Annotated in this window: 12 protein-coding genes; 8 read left to right on the forward strand and 4 right to left on the reverse strand. The window is 45.7% G+C overall.

Annotated features, from left to right (window positions below; all coding sequences use genetic code 11):
- The first annotated feature begins 35 nt into the window (after positions 1-35).
- From ytxJ to D829_RS0103315, 3 genes are all read left to right on the forward strand, one after another.
- Complete coding sequence (ytxJ, locus tag D829_RS0103305) at positions 36-383, forward strand: bacillithiol system redox-active protein YtxJ (protein WP_017687414.1); 348 nt, start codon at positions 36-38, stop codon at positions 381-383.
- Positions 384-475: 92 nt separating this feature from the next.
- On the forward strand, positions 476-1,489 hold the full coding sequence (gene ccpA / locus D829_RS0103310) for a catabolite control protein A (protein WP_017687415.1): 1,014 nt from the start codon (positions 476-478) through the stop codon (positions 1,487-1,489).
- A gap of 119 nt (positions 1,490-1,608) precedes the next feature.
- Entirely contained in the window at positions 1,609-2,304 is a 696-nt protein-coding gene (locus D829_RS0103315; RefSeq protein WP_017687416.1) for a 5'-methylthioadenosine/adenosylhomocysteine nucleosidase, read from the forward strand.
- A gap of 109 nt (positions 2,305-2,413) precedes the next feature.
- Here D829_RS0103315 and D829_RS0103320 read toward each other — a convergent pair whose 3' ends face one another.
- The gene (locus tag D829_RS0103320) at positions 2,414-3,046 is read right to left on the reverse strand and encodes a GNAT family N-acetyltransferase (protein WP_017687417.1); all 633 of its coding nucleotides are present in this window, start codon (positions 3,044-3,046) and stop codon (positions 2,414-2,416) included.
- Between the two features lie 252 nt (positions 3,047-3,298).
- On the opposite strand from D829_RS0103320, the gene acsA reads away from it, so the two are divergent.
- A complete protein-coding gene (gene acsA, locus D829_RS0103325) occupies positions 3,299-5,023 on the forward strand; it encodes an acetate--CoA ligase (RefSeq protein ID WP_017687418.1) in 1,725 nt (574 codons plus the stop codon).
- Between the two features lie 247 nt (positions 5,024-5,270).
- Here acsA and D829_RS0103330 read toward each other — a convergent pair whose 3' ends face one another.
- The 3 genes from D829_RS0103330 to rpsD all read right to left on the reverse strand — a co-directional run bounded on the left by D829_RS0103330 (position 5,271) and on the right by rpsD (position 11,487).
- Entirely contained in the window at positions 5,271-8,366 is a 3,096-nt protein-coding gene (locus tag D829_RS0103330) for a transglycosylase domain-containing protein (RefSeq protein ID WP_017687419.1), read from the reverse strand.
- 229 nt (positions 8,367-8,595) lie between these two features.
- Positions 8,596-10,701, reverse strand: coding sequence for a methyl-accepting chemotaxis protein (locus tag D829_RS32300; protein WP_017687420.1), 2,106 nt, complete (start codon positions 10,699-10,701; stop codon positions 8,596-8,598).
- Positions 10,702-10,887: 186 nt separating this feature from the next.
- Positions 10,888-11,487 carry a 30S ribosomal protein S4 gene (gene rpsD / locus D829_RS0103340; RefSeq protein WP_017687421.1) on the reverse strand — a complete coding sequence of 200 codons (600 nt, stop codon included), beginning with the start codon at positions 11,485-11,487 and terminating at the stop codon, positions 10,888-10,890.
- A gap of 465 nt (positions 11,488-11,952) precedes the next feature.
- On the opposite strand from rpsD, the gene D829_RS0103345 reads away from it, so the two are divergent.
- The 4 genes from D829_RS0103345 (at position 11,953) to D829_RS0103360 (ending at position 16,505) form a co-directional block, all read left to right on the forward strand.
- Positions 11,953-13,944, forward strand: coding sequence for a sensor domain-containing diguanylate cyclase (locus D829_RS0103345; RefSeq protein ID WP_017687422.1), 1,992 nt, complete (start codon positions 11,953-11,955; stop codon positions 13,942-13,944).
- Positions 13,945-14,078: 134 nt separating this feature from the next.
- Entirely contained in the window at positions 14,079-14,936 is an 858-nt protein-coding gene (locus D829_RS0103350) for a hypothetical protein (RefSeq protein WP_026080979.1), read from the forward strand.
- A 111-nt stretch (positions 14,937-15,047) separates the two neighbouring features.
- Positions 15,048-16,163 carry an aminopeptidase gene (locus D829_RS0103355; protein WP_017687424.1) on the forward strand — a complete coding sequence of 372 codons (1,116 nt, stop codon included), beginning with the start codon at positions 15,048-15,050 and terminating at the stop codon, positions 16,161-16,163.
- A 96-nt stretch (positions 16,164-16,259) separates the two neighbouring features.
- Positions 16,260-16,505: an HPr family phosphocarrier protein gene (locus tag D829_RS0103360; protein ID WP_017687425.1), complete on the forward strand. Its 246-nt coding sequence runs from the start codon at positions 16,260-16,262 to the stop codon at positions 16,503-16,505.
- The last annotated feature ends 116 nt before the right edge of the window (positions 16,506-16,621 follow it).

Raw genomic sequence — 16,621 nt, forward strand, 5'->3', positions numbered from 1 at the left:
TAGCGGTATTCTTGGTAAAGGGGGATGTATATCTAATGGCTGACATGACTAAAATGACAAGTATTGAACAGCTAAACTCCGCAGTGGAGGCTACCAAGGATCAACCCATGCTCCTGTTTAAGCACAGCACGCGCTGTCCGATCAGCTCGAACGCTTATCAGGAGATGAACGATTATTTGCTTAACAATGCCAATGAACAAGTGAAATATGGCATTATCTATGTTGTGGAAGATCGCCCGGTATCGAATGAAGCAGCAGACAAGCTGGGTGTTAAGCACGAATCTCCACAGGCAATCCTGATCAAAAAGGGAATTCCTGTATGGCATACTTCCCATTCAGATATTACTAGCGCCACACTTACGAATGTTTTGAGTGAGTCCTAAAGCCTATTTTAATTGATTAATGCAAAAATTTGTCGTAATATAAATCTTAATGAAAATGGTATGAAAATTTACTGGTAATGGAGAGAAGTACTGTGACGGTAACCATTTATGATGTGGCACGTGAAGCTGGAGTGTCTATGGCAACGGTATCACGGGTAGTTAATAATAACCCTAATGTCAAACCGCAAACGCGGAAAAAAGTATATGAAGCCATCGAACGGTTGGGATATCGTCCGAATGCGGTAGCCAGAGGTCTGGCAAGCAAGAAGACAACCACGGTCGGGGTCGTTATTCCAGATATTTCGAATTCAACCTTCGCGGAGATTGCCCGCGGAATTGAAGATATTGCGAATATGTATCACTACAATATTATTTTGTGTAATGCAGATAAGAAGAAAGAAAAAGAAATTCGAGTTATTAACACCTTGCTCGAAAAACAAGTAGACGGACTGCTCTTCATGGGCGGAACAGTAACGGATGAACACATTCAGGCGTTCCAATCTGCGGCTGTGCCGATCGTACTTTGTGCAACGAGTGATGAGAAGGGCTCATTCCCTTCTGTGGATATTGACCATGAGGCGGCTGCGTTTGACGCCGTAAACACCTTGATTCGTCATGGACACAAGGAAATTGCGATGATCAGTGGAACACTGCAAGATCCGGCGAATGGATATGCCCGTTTCCAAGGATACAAAAAAGCACTGGAAGCAGCGGGGATTGAATACCAGGAGGATCTTGTTCGAATCGGTAACTATCGATATGAATCCGGTGTGGAAGCAATGAAATATTTCCTTGGACTCAAGAAAAAACCATCAGCTATCTTTGCTGCTACAGATGAAATGGCCATTGGTGCCATTCACAGCATTCAGGATGACGGTCTGAAAGTACCGGATGACTTCTCCATTATTAGTGTGGATAACATCCGTATGGCTTCCATGGTGCGTCCTCAGTTGACAACAGTGGCTCAGCCAATGTACGACCTTGGCGCAGTAGCTATGCGTTTGCTGACCAAGTTGATGAAGAAAGAAAATGTGGAGAACCCACGGGTTATTTTGCCGCATGAAACGATTCTTCGTCTGTCTGTAAGTCACGCAGATGTAGTTTAATTGGGATTATATACAGTAAGGGAGAAGTCATTCTCTCTACATAGTGGATATGCGAAAGCTCCGGAGACGGAGCTTTTGTGCTGAATGAGGTTAAAAGTGAAAACAGGAGGTATCGGAAGATGCGTGAAACGATTGGGATTATCGGAGCGATGGATGAAGAAGTCGAGCTTTTGCTGGCAGGTATGAAGCAGCTTGAGACGGTCAAACAAACCGGGATTACATACGTTGCAGGCGAGTGGCTGGGCAAGCAAATTGTCGTGTGCAAATCCGGCGTAGGTAAAGTAAATGCAGCGGTTACGACGCAGATCTTGATTGATCGTTTTCAGGTTAATCGGATTATCTTCACAGGTGTTGCGGGTGCAGTTAACCCGGAGCTGAACATCGGAGATATGGTTATATCGTCTGTATGTGTTCAGCACGACATGGATGTAACGCCACTGGGGTTCGCACGCGGGGTTATTCCTTACCAGGAGACATCTGCATTTCCTGCCGAGGCTTCGCTTATTACACTGGCTGAAGAAGCGTGTAAAGCGCAGGGAGCCCATTACCTGATCGGTAAAGTGTTATCTGGAGACCAATTTATTGCGAATAAAGATACGGTTAACATGTTATATACCGAAATGGACGGTGCATGTGCCGAGATGGAAGGGGCAGCAGTTGCTCAGGTCTGTTACATGAATCGAGTACCATTTGTTGTCCTGCGTGGGATGTCAGATAAAGCGGATGGTTCGGCGCATGTTAACTTTGCTGAATTTACCGTGGAATCTTCTCAGCGTTCACATCGCATTGTGGAGCATATGTTAGAAAATATGTAATGGCAGTAACTTGAAAAACCGCCTTTCGATTAGCTGTTCCATGAAGTATGGAGCAACGCTGCTGGAGGCGGTTTTTGTTATGTATATCGTTTTCGAACAAGTCATTGAATTAATACATGAACCGATGGCGGAAGCGCACACGATCGAACTGTTCTTCCGATGTTATGGGCACCTGACTTCCGATTCGTACCATCAAACAGTTTGCAGGATGTGAACAGATTTCGGGGTCGTCTGTTGCATACCAGGTCATGTCGATTGTCTGCATCAGCCTCTCCATCATTTTGCGATAATCCCATACGTTTAGTCCGCTGCCCTTCAGATCCCAATGCCAATAATATTCTGTGGTGAAAATAATGTAGTTCTCCATATGTTTATCTTCTAGAGCCGTAAGCAACATTTCACGTCCAATGCCAAGCGAACGATAGTCGTCCGCAACCTCGATTGCCCCAAGCTCAATCAGATCAGTCATATTGCCCTCGGACCAGCGTTCACAATCATCTGCATAGTGAAAGGTTACATAGCCGATAATCGTTTCATTTTCGTGTGCAATGATAATTCGTCCTTCAGGCAATGCTGCGATCTCTGCGAGAGCTTCCTGCTGCTCCGTTGGGCGCCGAAAGGCATCCAGATCCGGATGGAAGGCTAGACGGGTTATCTCATCGGCCTGCACGGGGCCTTCAATCGTAATTCGGTGGCCGGACTTGAAGATGGAACGCATATGATGTTCTTTGATATGTTCCATGGTTCATGCTCCTCTCTCCCCCTAAAATTGAAAAGCCATAGACGACAATTGAAAAAATTTGCTATAATTGCGTAGACAAAAAATGTTCACAATTCAATACAGTATAGTTAACATCTGTTTGGCCGAGCAAGTACATGATGAGAAGTTCTCTCTACTAATGTAAGCGCTAACTGGAAGTTCAGTCAACACAAAGGCAATGAGAATTGACCCCTAACGGGAATCGAAATGTCGAGTTGAAGGAGGCTGGCAAGCATGAGTCAAGCACATGGTGAGATGCTGCAAACGGTTGTGTCTGAATCTAATCTGGGCGATTACACGGAGGCGAGAAGCCGGTTCGATTGGGAATCGGTGGAAAAGCACTTTACGTGGCACGCCAGCGGAAAAGTAAACATGGCGCATGAAGCGATTGATCGTCATGTACTGGAAGGAAGGGGCGGGAAAACCGCTTTATTGTATAGCGATGCTTCACGCGAAGAGGCCTATACTTTTGCTGATCTGAGTGAACAGTCGAGTCGGTTCGGGAACGTTCTCCGCAAATATGGCATAGCCAAAGGGGAACGAGTGTTTATTTTTATGCCTCGAAGTCCTGAGCTGTATTTTAGTCTTCTGGGCATATTGAAAGCTGGAGCTATCGCGGGCCCTTTGTTCGAAGCTTTTATGGAAACGGCTGTGAAGGATCGGCTGGAGGATAGCGGAGCAGTAGCACTCGTCACCACTCCGGAATTACTGAAACGCATCAAACGTTCCGAATTGCCCGAACTCAAACATATATTTATCGTGGGTGGGGGCGTGCAGACTGAAGAAGGACTCATCGATTTTGATGCAGAGATGTCTGCCGCTTCGGATGAGATGGAAGTAGAGTGGCTGAATCGTGAGGATGGTTTGCTTATTCATTATACCTCAGGCTCTACGGGTAAACCCAAAGGGGTGTATCATGTTCAAAATGCCATGATTCAGCACTATTATACAGGTAAGGTTGTCTTGGATTTACGCGAGGATGATGTATACTGGTGCACTGCTGACCCTGGTTGGGTGACAGGCACCTCTTACGGTATCTTTGCTCCATGGCTCAACGGAGTGACCAATGTGATACGGGGTGGCCGGTTCAGTCCTCAAGATTGGTACAGCACCATCCAGAAAAACAAAGTCACGATCTGGTACAGTGCACCAACGGCCTTTCGTATGCTGATGGGAGCGGGAGAAGAGACCATCGCCCAGTTTGATCTGAGCAGTCTGCGTCATGTCATGTCTGTCGGTGAACCGCTCAATCCGGAGGTTGTTCGTTGGGGATGGAAAGCTTATGGTCAACGAATTCATGATACATGGTGGATGACGGAAACAGGCGCTCAGCTGATCTGTAACTATCCCGGAATGCCGATCAAGCCTGGCTCCATGGGACGTCCGTTGCCTGGAATCGAAGCAGCCATTATTGATGATCGCGGGCAGGAATTGCCGCCATACAGTATGGGTAATCTGGCCATACGGGCACCTTGGCCATCCATGATGGCGAAGATCTGGAATAACCCTGTGAAATACGAGGAGTATTTCAGGCTTACGGGCTGGTATGTATCCGGTGACTCCGCTTATATGGATGAAGAAGGATATTTCTGGTTCCAGGGACGTATTGATGATGTGATTAATTCGTCAGGCGAGCGTATCGGACCCTTTGAGGTGGAGAGCAAGCTCGTGGAGCATCCTGCGGTAGCAGAGGCGGGTGTAATCGGTAAGCCGGATGTGACACGTGGGGAGATCATCAAGGCCTTTGTAGCGCTTCGTGAAGGATATGAGGCGACACCGGAGCTGAAAGAAGAGATCTATCGTTTTGTCAAAGAGGGCCTGTCTGCCCACGCTGCTCCGCGTGAGATTGAGTTCAAAGATAAACTGCCTAAGACACGTTCCGGCAAGATCATGCGCCGTGTCCTGAAAGCCTGGGAGCTTGATCTGCCAACAGGAGATCTATCCACCATTGAAGACTAACGCGACAGTGCTAGGATCATCAATGTGTCGGTATCAATGCCGATACATTGAGTAGTGGGGAAGAAGTTAATATTCTGCGATTCCAAATACAGTGACTCTACCCATTAAAATGGATTGTAAAAGCCTGCTTTATGCCAATGGCATGAAGCAGGCTTTTTTAGCTGTTGCCTGCTGCACATGCAAATAAAAAGCCGCACCCTCAGATACGGTCTGAGAATGCGGCTTGTTTTGGATCGCTATGCCTGAATCAGGGTTGAAAATGTATGGCTGCAGAAGGTTCGGATTCACCCGCACTGTTACTGGCAGATACCTTGAACCATCCACTGGTAGATGCGGGTACTCCATAATCCATGGTATTTCCCGCTGTTGTTCCAATTTTGGTGTAAGGAGCTGAGCCTGTTTCACTGTAATATACAGCATAACTATCTGCGTTTGGAGTTGACGCCCATTGAATACGCAGTCCTTGAGAGAGGGCAGATACGCTGACTTGACCAGGTGTGCCTGGGGCTGTCGTTGTTGTATTATCGGTCTGCGTTTCTCCCGGCGTAATGACTGTACCTGGAACTTCAATCGGCTCATTAATCTCTTCTTCCACAGGAGGAGCTACACCAGCACTATTTACTGTAGCGCTAGGAGCAGACTCTCTGCCGGCAACATCCACTGCGGTTACATAGAAGGCGAAGTTGCCACCTTGCGCTGCATATGCAGAGAATGATCTGGATTCACCAGTCAGGACAACTTGACCCTGGTTCTGGAATCCTCCACCGTTTACAGAACGGTACAGACGATAACCAACGACATCATTTTCAGGTGTCGCATTAAATGTAATTACAGCTCTGTCACCTGAGGTTGAGATGCGTACGTTGCTTGGTGCATCAGGAGATTTGCCGTTATCTGTCCTTGGATCAATCTGTGTTGGCATGTCTGCATCAGCATCTTCAGGAAGGTAATAAGCAAGTGACTCATGTCGACTCATACGTGAGAATGCATTTTGCAATTCCTTGATGAGATCCGAGATTGGCTTTTTACGCTTGATTACTGTTTTTTCCTTCAACATGTCCGAAGGTGTTCCGTCACGCGGAATATAGTTTACACCATTGTAAGTAATGTACCTGGCTTTGGCGACACCGTCATCGCTATCCTTCGGAACAAACTTGCTGTTGAAAATATCCGTAACAAACTTGTCAGTCATGGATGTTGGCAACTTGCCACTGTATGCCGACACCGTGCGCGTTTCGATGCCAGATGGTTTTTTGAACGAATCTGTAACGAACAGATCTTTTTGCGTATCGATCACTTCGTTCAGGATTTTCGACCACAGTTGCTGCGCACGTTTTCTCTGTGATTTACTTTCCAGCGTATTCACCGGCTGTTTGTATCCAACCCACACGCCAAGTGTGACATCTGGTGTATAACCTTCAAACCAGACATCTGCGTAGTTTTGAGTGGAACCCGTTTTACCTACGATTGGAACACTCTTGGAATATTTGTAATTTTCACGTACTTTATCTGCCGTTCCTTCTGTAATAACGGTCCGCAGCATATCGGTCATCAGGTATGCTGTCTGCTCCGAGAAGGCTTGGACAGGTTCGGTATCATGTTTATAAACGATGTTTCCTTTGGAATCTACAATTTTGCTAATCATGTAAGAATCGTTATATACACCATTATTGGCGATAGCACCATAGGCACTGGTTAATTCTTCAACGGTTACACCGTATTGGAGACCTCCGAGAACACCGGTCTGAGCTTGATAGTCTTCCTTCTGAATGGTGGTAATCCCCAGTTTCTTGGCGAAGGTCCAAGCCTTCTCGATCCCTACTTCTTCATTGAACAACTTCAGAGCCGGTATATTAAGAGAATAATTAAGTGCTCTGCGGGCAGTGACCAGTCCCTGATACCGGTTGTTGGCATTCTTGGCAATGTGGTAGCCGCTCGGACCATTTTTGAGAATGATCGGTGAGTCATCAATAATAGAAGCAGGTTGGACCAGACCCTCATCCAGAGCTGGCAGATAAGCTGCAATAGGTTTCATCGTTGAACCGGGCTGACGTACCATCTGTGTTGCATAGTTCATCTGTTCGTCCTGGAAATCCCGACCCTCAATCATACCTAGAATTGCACCGGTTTTGTGATTAATCAGCATAGCAGCAGTTTGTTCTTTTCCTTTGACAGGATCATCAGCTGAGAAATTGCTGTCATCTTCCGCAATGGTACGCATCGTTTTGTAGATACTTTTGTTGATGGTCGTGTATATACGATATCCACCTGTCCGCAGTTGCGTCTGAGCTTCCTCTAATAATGCACTGCTTTCCTTCTGAGGTGTGTCTGCATCCGTAGCTTTGTCTGTAGATTCAGCTGTGTCGGAATTCAACTGTTTCATCAAAATCTGTGCAGCTTGTCGTTCCGTTTCCATCATAAGATATGGATAAGTGTTGTAAGCCTTGATGGTCTTCGGAGCGAGTGAGCTTTTGATATCAAAAGCAAGAGCTTCGTCATACTCGGACTGATTGATTTTGCCCAGTTCAAGCATACGGCGCAGTACCAGATGCTGACGGTTGATTGCGCGGTCAAAATTCTCCTCTACAAAATCACCTTTACCGTTAAAAGCGGAGTAAGAGGAGGGGAGTTGTGGCAATCCAGCAAGATAAGCAGCTTGAGCGATGTTGATTTTTTCCAGATCGTTAATATTGAACAATCCTTTGGCGGCCGCTTTGATTCCGTAAACGTTGTATCCGCTGGAACCATTACCAAAAGGAACTTTGTTCAGATAGGCTGTCATGATCTCGTCTTTGGTCAGGAAACGTTCGAGTCGGAGTGAGAGCAAAATTTCTTTCACTTTCCGATCTTCCGTGCGATCCAGATTCAAAAACACACGACGCGCCAATTGCTGAGTCAGTGTACTACCGCCGGTTTGTACTGATTCTTTCAGCACTTTCTGTTTCACGGCACGTAGGGTTCCGCTCATGTCTACACCTTTATGTTCGTAAAAATGATTGTCTTCAATCGAAATGACAGCATCAATAACCTTTTGTGGGATCTGGTCCGTAGTGACCGGACGCCTGTCTTCTTCCGTACGTAGTTGACCGATCGGACTGCCGTCGGCAAAGTAAGCAAAGCCTGTGATGGAGTTTTCGCTGACTTTTTGTTCAATCAGGGCCCTTGAACGGACAGGCTCGTCTTTCACAATGGAACTGACGTATCCCATCAAAGCACCGCCTACAAATAGTACCCCCATAAATCCAAGGACAACCATCCATTTGACGAAACTTCCCAGTCTGCGGGCAAAACTGCGTTTGCGTACAGGCTGTTCATCGGGCTTTTTCTTATTAACATCAACCATTCAGTGTCTTCCTCCTTTTAACAGCACTTATTATAGCATAAAAAGGCGGGTTTGCATGCCTGAGAAATACAAGTAATGGTCGAAATTTGCCATTCTGCCATGCGTTATGTTATATATCATGCGATATTGAAGCACATTTCATGAGTTGTAAGCCAAAATAAGCAGGCCACCTCCATGCTGAGGTGCATAGGGTGGCCTAAATGATGTGTCGTATTGGAGGTCTTCTACATTAGGTTTTGAATCGTTGAATCAGCTCTAATAGTTCCTGGGTAAGATTAGCCAGTGAGGCAGATGCCGCCGTAATCTCTTCCATGGATGCGAGTTGTTCTTCAGAGGCAGAGGCAACACGAGTTGCGTGATCTGCTGTCTCATGACCAATGGTTTTGAGTTGCGCTAACGTGGCATCAACCTGTTGTGATCCAGCTGACATCTGCTGCGCAATGGCTGAGACATGCTCAATCTGCTCATTAACATCTGTAATCTGTGATGAAATCGAGAGGAATAGTTTACCACTCTCATTAATCACTTCCGCTATATGGCTCACCTGGGCATTCCCATGTTCCATATTTTCAACGAGAGAAAGGACCTCTTGCTGAACGCTATGAATTAACGCTGCAATCTGTGCTGCTGATACTCTGGATTGTTCAGCCAGATTACGAATCTCAGAAGCAACAACACCGAACCCGCGCCCGTGTTCACCTGCTCGCGATGCTTCAATGGAAGCATTAAGGGCAAGTAGGTTGGTTTGACGGCTAACTTCCGTGATCATGCCTGTAATATGGCCAATCTCTTCCGAACGTTGGCGGAAATTCTCCAGTGCGGTCATCGACGTCTGCACAGAAGAAGTGGCACTATCGACCATACGCATAGCGGACTGAATCTTATCAGTTCCGATGGTTGTTCGTTCGGCCACAGTTCGCGATGAATCGGATACATCGGAGGCGGCCTTTGCAATTCTTCCGATCCCTGCAGATATTTCATTCATGGAACGGGAGGACTCTTGCAGCTCCTGCACCTGTTTACCTGCTTTATCTGCAAGTTCGACTCCTGTTAATGCAATCAGTTCGGCTGCTTTACCTGTTTCTTCGGCACCTGCGGTCAACTGTTGAGAGGTGGAGCCGACAGATAAAGCATGTTCGGATATAACCGATATGGTATGACGCAGTGTATCCATCATCTGATTCATATGACCCGCCATGATGCCAAATTCATCTTTGGATCGTACAGGTAACTTTTGTGTCAAATCTCCGCCAGCCAGCTGTCCAGCGACGATATTGACTTGATTCAACTGTCTAACAATGGAGACGATGGTGTAGGTAACCACACCTGCAAGCAGAAGTACTGCCAGTGCGGCAATCAGTATGGACCAGTTCAAGCTGTCATAAAAGGGTTGAAGGATATGGCTCTTTGGCAGCGCCGATACAAGGTACCAGTTTGAATCTGTTCCTTGTAACTTGGCAGGCTCGGCAATAAACAGTTCTTCCCCTACTTCAGGGTCTGTAGCGTAAAACTGAGACTCACCAGATTGTATACGCTGAATGATCGTCTTCATCTCAGATGGAATTACGGCTCCTTCATGAGCCAGTTCCGGTTTGGAGCCGTGTGCAGCAATCTGTCCTTCACTAGTAATAAGCATGGCATAACCTTGATCCGGATTAAGTGATGCTATATTTTGCTGAAAACGATCAATGGTAAAGTCGGCCCCAACAATGCCCAAGAATTTTTTGTTTTCATCTAATAGAGGGAGGACAATCGAAACGAGTAGTGTTTCTTTTCCACCAACCGTATAGGTAACAGGCTCGGACCAATAGATGGATTTGGTTTTCTTTGGCTGCTGATAGTAAGTACTAGTTTCACCGCTTCCCTCATAAGTAGGCATAGGCTCAAAATGCAGGGAGTTGCCATCGCGTATAACGTATGGAACGAATCGACCCGTAGCATCATCATATTCTTTTTTGTTGACGTGCTCCGCATCGTTTCCATCAAAGGCGTCAGGTTCCCAGCCCGTATAAAAGCCAAAAACTTTCTCGTCCTTTTTCAGATACTGTTCAAGGAGTCTAACGACTTCTTCGCGGTTGAGTGATCCGTTCTGAGCGGCATCCAATAACGTGGTACTCATGGTGTCCAACGTGTTTTTCACCTGATTAATGTCAGTCATAAACTCATTTGTAGCCCGGTTTGCTGCCTGTCCAGCAACGGTTTCGCCGTACTGGAGGCTTTTGTCGTAAATGGATTTGGTATTAAATGCAATCAGGGCTCCAATACAACAGAGTAATACGATCCCGAGTAAAAGTCCAAGCTTAACAGCGAGCTTGCGATTGCGAAAAAAATGCATGTTTTAATCCCCCTCGATGTCATTCTTGTGATGTTATACGGATGTGTGCTTCTCCTGAAGGGAGTCTATATTTTATATCGTTATTTACGTTCCTATAATGAAGATAATTAAAAAAAGCATAGAAAAACAGCTGCCGAGAAAATCTCGACAGCTGTTTGAAGTGAAACTTTAATGTGATTGCAACGATTAACGGTTGTAGAACTCGACGATTTGTTTTTCATCGATGTCTTGGGACAATTCAGCACGCTCAGGCAAGCGGATGAATTTACCTTCTACAGCTGCTTCGTTGTATTCAACGTATGCTGGAAGATGCGAACGGCCTTCCAAAGCTTCTTTAATGGAAGAAAGAGCGCGGCTCTTCTCACGCAAGCCGATTACATCGCCAGTGCTTACTTGGTAAGAAGCGATATCGACTTTTTTGCCGTTTACAGTTACGTGACCGTGTGCTACCAACTGACGCGCTCCAGCGCGGGAGTTAGCGAACCCAAGGCGGTAAACGAGGTTGTCAAGGCGGCACTCAAGCAAGAACATGAAGTTCTCACCGGCAATACCTTGCATTTTTTGAGCTTTAGAGAACAGTGTGCGGAATTGCTTCTCGCCCAAACCGTACATGTGGCGCAATTTTTGTTTTTCTTGCAATTGCATACCGTAGTTGCTGATTTTTCTGCGTTGGTTAGCTCCGTGCTGACCTGGAGGGAAAGGGCGTTTCAATTCTTTGCCTGTTCCGCTAAGGGAAATGCCGAGGCGACGGCTCAATTTAAATTTAGGACCAGTGTAACGTGCCATGTTTAAAGTAGCTCCTTTTTAGTTAAAGTTCATATTAGGGCTCTGTTTGCGCTCCAATTTGTTGATGCGGGCTTGGCCACGCATAGAACGATCAGGAAAGTTCAGCCGCTGTCCTGAAAGCAACAAAAAGAATGAGGGTGACACAACCGGTAATGCCCAAATTTAAAGACCCATTAGTAGTCTTCATCAACAATTTATATTACAGTTTATGAGAAACAAAGTCAAGCGTAGAATAAAAGCAAAAAAACGTCTAAATTTGTCGATAGGTCATTGGGCCTAAAATAATGGGACGATTTTCTGAAATATGGATGCAAAAAAGGTTTAAACAGAGTAAAATAGATTGTATCTTAACTTTAAATCATCTTTATGTAGCAAGGTTATCGCGACGGATTTGCAGGTTTGCGATAACGTCTGCAGATTAATGCATCCTGGTGGATGCAAAAACGGTGCAAAGGAGCGCCTGACATGTTAGAACATCTAAGAAGTTTACCTGCCAGCTTGAATTCACGAAGTTCGGGCGATTCCGCATCTTTTGCCGCTCCTCGTTCTCATGAAGAGCATGTGTTGTGGATGCAAAAAATGGATATCACACCTTTTGATTTTTCATATCTGGGCAGCTTGCTAGAGCAGGCATACAGTGACTGGAACTCCAGAGTGGGTTCAAGGCTGGCCGGGACATCAACCTTTTACAGCGTGTGGAACACGGAAGGTGATTGCATAGGATACGATAGCGATCATGAAGCTGATCCGGGCGTAAATGCACGCAGATTGGTATTGGAATGTTTGGATAAAAGACAGGTCCTGTCCCTTAAAGGGACAAGCGAACACGGAGAATATCTTATAATAACACATCCCTTATTCTCCAGAACTAACAAGGATATGTTTGCCGTATTCACTGCTGTGATCTATGAATCCAATGGATATGAAACGTCTGAAGCTGTGGTTCAATCTGAGGCATTGCATTATCGCACCTGCTTTTACCGAAGATTTGAATACATATTTATGACGGACCTGTTACATGCTCATGAACAAACAGCCCGTGAGGAACACCGGAGGTCCATCCTCTTTCAGATTGTTCAGCGAATGCATGACAAAATGGATGTCGAGGCCATATTGGATGAGGTATTTGACAGTATGGACTACTTGTACCCGGCCACTTATATCAAATTGTATATGTCTCAGGATCAGAGCAACTCTGATCCACGGATTAAACCGTTGCTTGTCCACGAGCGAGGAGAAGATATTTGTGTGCGTTCATTTATGGAAGGTAAGCTGATCGTTGCTCGCTCACATGATGCAGAGAACCGCATTGTAGATGTAGGGATTCCGCTGAAAGGCAAACAAGGCATATACGGTGTGTTCCATATCGAAATGAATGAAGAGATCATGGAAGAATCGGACTTGCAATTGATTACGATGATGGTAGACACTGCAGGAACGGCCTTTGAGAACGCCAAGTTGCATGAACAATCCAATATGTTAATTCAGGAACTTCGTTTAATTAATGATCTTACACAGCGGTTGAACAAAAGCCTGCATCTTTCGGAGATTTATCAACTATCCGAGCAAGAGTTAAAGGAAATATTCCAGGCTGAAACGTGTTGCATCCTTCAACTCAATGACAGTACCAATGACTTCGAAGTCATGTCATCTAACGTGAAAGATGTTTTTCACCAATCCTTTTCTGTAGACTACGGTATCGCAGGTTTGGTGTATCGAACAGAGGAACCGCTTATTATAGCCAATTATGCGCAATTTGATAAAGTGTCCTCCTTTTTCATGGAAGATACGGGATCCATGTCACTGATTGCATCACCGATCAGAGTCAATGGTGAAGTGAAGGGTGCCATTTTGCTGGGACACAGCAGAGAGCACTACTTTTCATATGATAACTATAGGCTCTTGCAGATGTTATCCATTCATATCGGGCTTGCCCTTTCAAATGCCACGCTGCATGCCGAGGTTCGGCGCTTGGCTAATCTGGATATGTTGACAGGTCTGTACGTGAGGCATTATCTGGATAGTGTGATTCACGAGCGACAGGCTCATGAATTCTGTGGCTCCCTCATTGTGGTGGATATTGATCAGTTCAAACAGGTGAATGATACGTTCGGACACCAGACGGGGGATCAAGTATTGAAGCAAGTGAGTGAGATCGTCACCAGCTCTGTTCGCTCGGAGGATGTCTGCGCCAGATGGGGTGGAGAAGAACTGGCGATCTATATGCCACAGGTGAGTGTAAGGCAGGCGTTAGATTATGCGGAAGTGATTCGAAAGAGAGTCGCAGAAGAGACTAGACCGCCCGTTACGGTATCCAGTGGCATCGCAGAGTGGAATTGGATGGATGAAAAGGTCAGTGTAGAGTCCTTGTTTTATCGGGCTGATATGGCTTTGTACAGCGCCAAGAATGGTGGTCGGAACAGAATCGTTGTAGAGGAACAGGATGTAACACGTTAAGAGAGAACCATTCCAATTGCGGAGTCGTTCTTTTTTTTTTGTGCATCGGAGATCAAGTTGTGTATAGAAGGAAGTATAAGCGTATACGGGCGGGGCAATCTATGGAGAAAGTTCACGGAAGGGTGAAGATAGACATGTTTAACCGCCATTCGGTACGTACATTATGGTTATTTGTGAGCATCGTGATTATTGGTGTTCCGGGTTGTGGATTAATCCAGCGAGATCAAACGCCTGAAGAGGTTTTTTCATTGGCTTTATCCGGGATAGCGGGAAAAGAAACGTTGAGTTTTGAAGGAGAGGCAGGACTTCGACGGGAGAACAGTGGGCTGTTCGAGAATCAGTTCAAATTCGAAGGCAAGCTGGAGAATCATGATCGTCTGACCCTTCAGACCCGATTACCTGGAGAAGTAACTGCTGTGGGGACAGGCATCCAAACAACTGCCGTAAAAAATAATGGACAGCCCAGTGGGTTTAGCGCCTCTTTCGAGCGGAAACAAGGGCAATGGCTGGCATTGTCAGCGCAGCATGAGCCGCTGCGAGGGTCTCTTTCTCGTTTTAATCCAATTGCCCAATTGGAGAAGATCGATGGGATGCACAAAACCATTCAATCTGAATATGGGGCCGGTCGTCGAACCAGAACATTACGGATTGAACTTGCACCGGAAGACGCCAAATCATGGGCTGTAGCCCAGCTAAACGACGAGATGAACGCCATTCAGGCAGAATATATGCATAAGGCAGCTAACGTGAAAGGGGCGCGTAAGGAGAAGCTTGAGAAGGATCTGGAGAAAGTTTGGAAACAGGGTGAAACAACGATGCAACAGATGATGAAACAAGCGAGCGTGCAGACGGTATATCATCTCACGGTAGATCGGAAGAGCAGTCTGCCTCTTCGCTTATCCTCTGAAAGTCAGATGAGTTACACGGACAACAACCGTAAAAGTAACAAAGAAGCCCTTGTCACCGATGTTAACTTCAAGTCATATCAATAAACGAAGTGAGGGACTGCCTGCTGACGGGATGACTGTTCGCGTGCTACAATAGTATCGTAATTTACCGTTGTTCAATTCAAGTATGGCAGATGACAGGAGGATTTTACCAAGATGAAAGACCCAAGAATTCAAAAGCTTGCAGCAAACCTGGTGGGCTATTCAGTAGATGTACAATCTGGTGAAAATGTATTGGTTGAGATGATTGGATCGGAACGTGATCTGATTAACGCCATTATTGAAGAGGTAGGCAAAAAAGGTGGTAACGTCTTTGTACAGTTGACTGATAAAACCGTACAGCGTGCGATGCTGAAAAATGCCACAGAAGAAATGATGAAAACATGGGCAGAGATTGATCTGAACCGTATGAAACAGATGGATTGTTATATCGGTATTCGTGCGGGAGAAAATGTGAATGATCTGTCTGATGTGCCGGAAGAAAAAATGAAAATGTACAATGCATTGTACTCCCACCCGGTACATAGTGAACAACGTGTCAAACATACGAAATGGGTTGTACTTCGTTACCCTAACGCAAGTATGGCGCAACTCGCCAATACAAGTACAGAAGCGTTCGAAGATTTCTACTTCGACGTATGTAACCTGGATTACGCCAAAATGGACAAAGCGCAGGACTCGCTCGCTAACCTGATGAAGCGGACGGACAAAGTTCGTATTACCGGACCAGGAACAGAGCTGAACTTCTCCATTAAAGATATCGGTGCAGAGAAATGTTCTGGCCAAAAAAATATCCCGGATGGCGAAGTGTACACTGCCCCTGTGCGTAATTCCGTGAACGGAACGATTAGTTATAACACGCCAACGCTGTATAACGGAGTGACATTTGAAAATATCAAGTTCACGTTCAAGGATGGCAAAATCGTTGAAGCGACAAGCAACGATACAGAGCGTTTGAATGAAATCCTGAATTCGGATGAGGGTGCTCGTCATATTGGTGAATTTGCGATTGGATTTAACCCGCATATTCTGCATCCGATGAAAGATATCCTGTTCGATGAGAAAATCGCAGGCAGCTTACACTTTACACCAGGTCAGGCTTACGAAGAAACAGACAATTTTAACCGCTCTTCCATCCACTGGGATCTGGTGTTAATCCAGCGTCCAGATTATGGCGGCGGAGAAATTTATTTTGACGATGTGTTGATTCGTAAAGACGGTATCTTTGTTATTCCTGAGTTGGAATGCCTGAATCCGGACCGTTTGAAGTAGGAACAGGATTTTTCTGTTGCTAGGAAAGCGGATTCACGGTATCATGTAGTGGTAATTAATAGATGATACCAATAGTAAAAAGACGGAGGGATTCCTATGTCGAGTAATAATGTAGCTGTAGTGGAAATTGCTCAAACAGCAGGCAAGTTTACTTCTTCAATCGTGCTTCATTCGGAGAACAAGTATATCGATGTAAAAAGTATTCTCGGATTGTTTACAACGCTGATCAGCACGCACAGCTATGAACTGCATGTTCATGGTCCAGATGCAGTTGAAGCGAAAGCAGCCATGTCAGAAGTATTTGCCAAGCATGGACTGAATGTAAGCATCGCATCTGAGTAATAGCTCTCAAGAAGCACCTCTGCCTTTTTTGGCAGGGGTGTTTTTTTGGCATGGAATGCGCTGAATGCACATCTGGAGGTGACTGGAATAGGAGGATTAAGCTTCAACAAAAGGCT

This window comes from Paenibacillus sp. PAMC 26794 (genome assembly GCF_000316035.1).
GTDB lineage: Bacteria > Bacillota > Bacilli > Paenibacillales > Paenibacillaceae > Paenibacillus.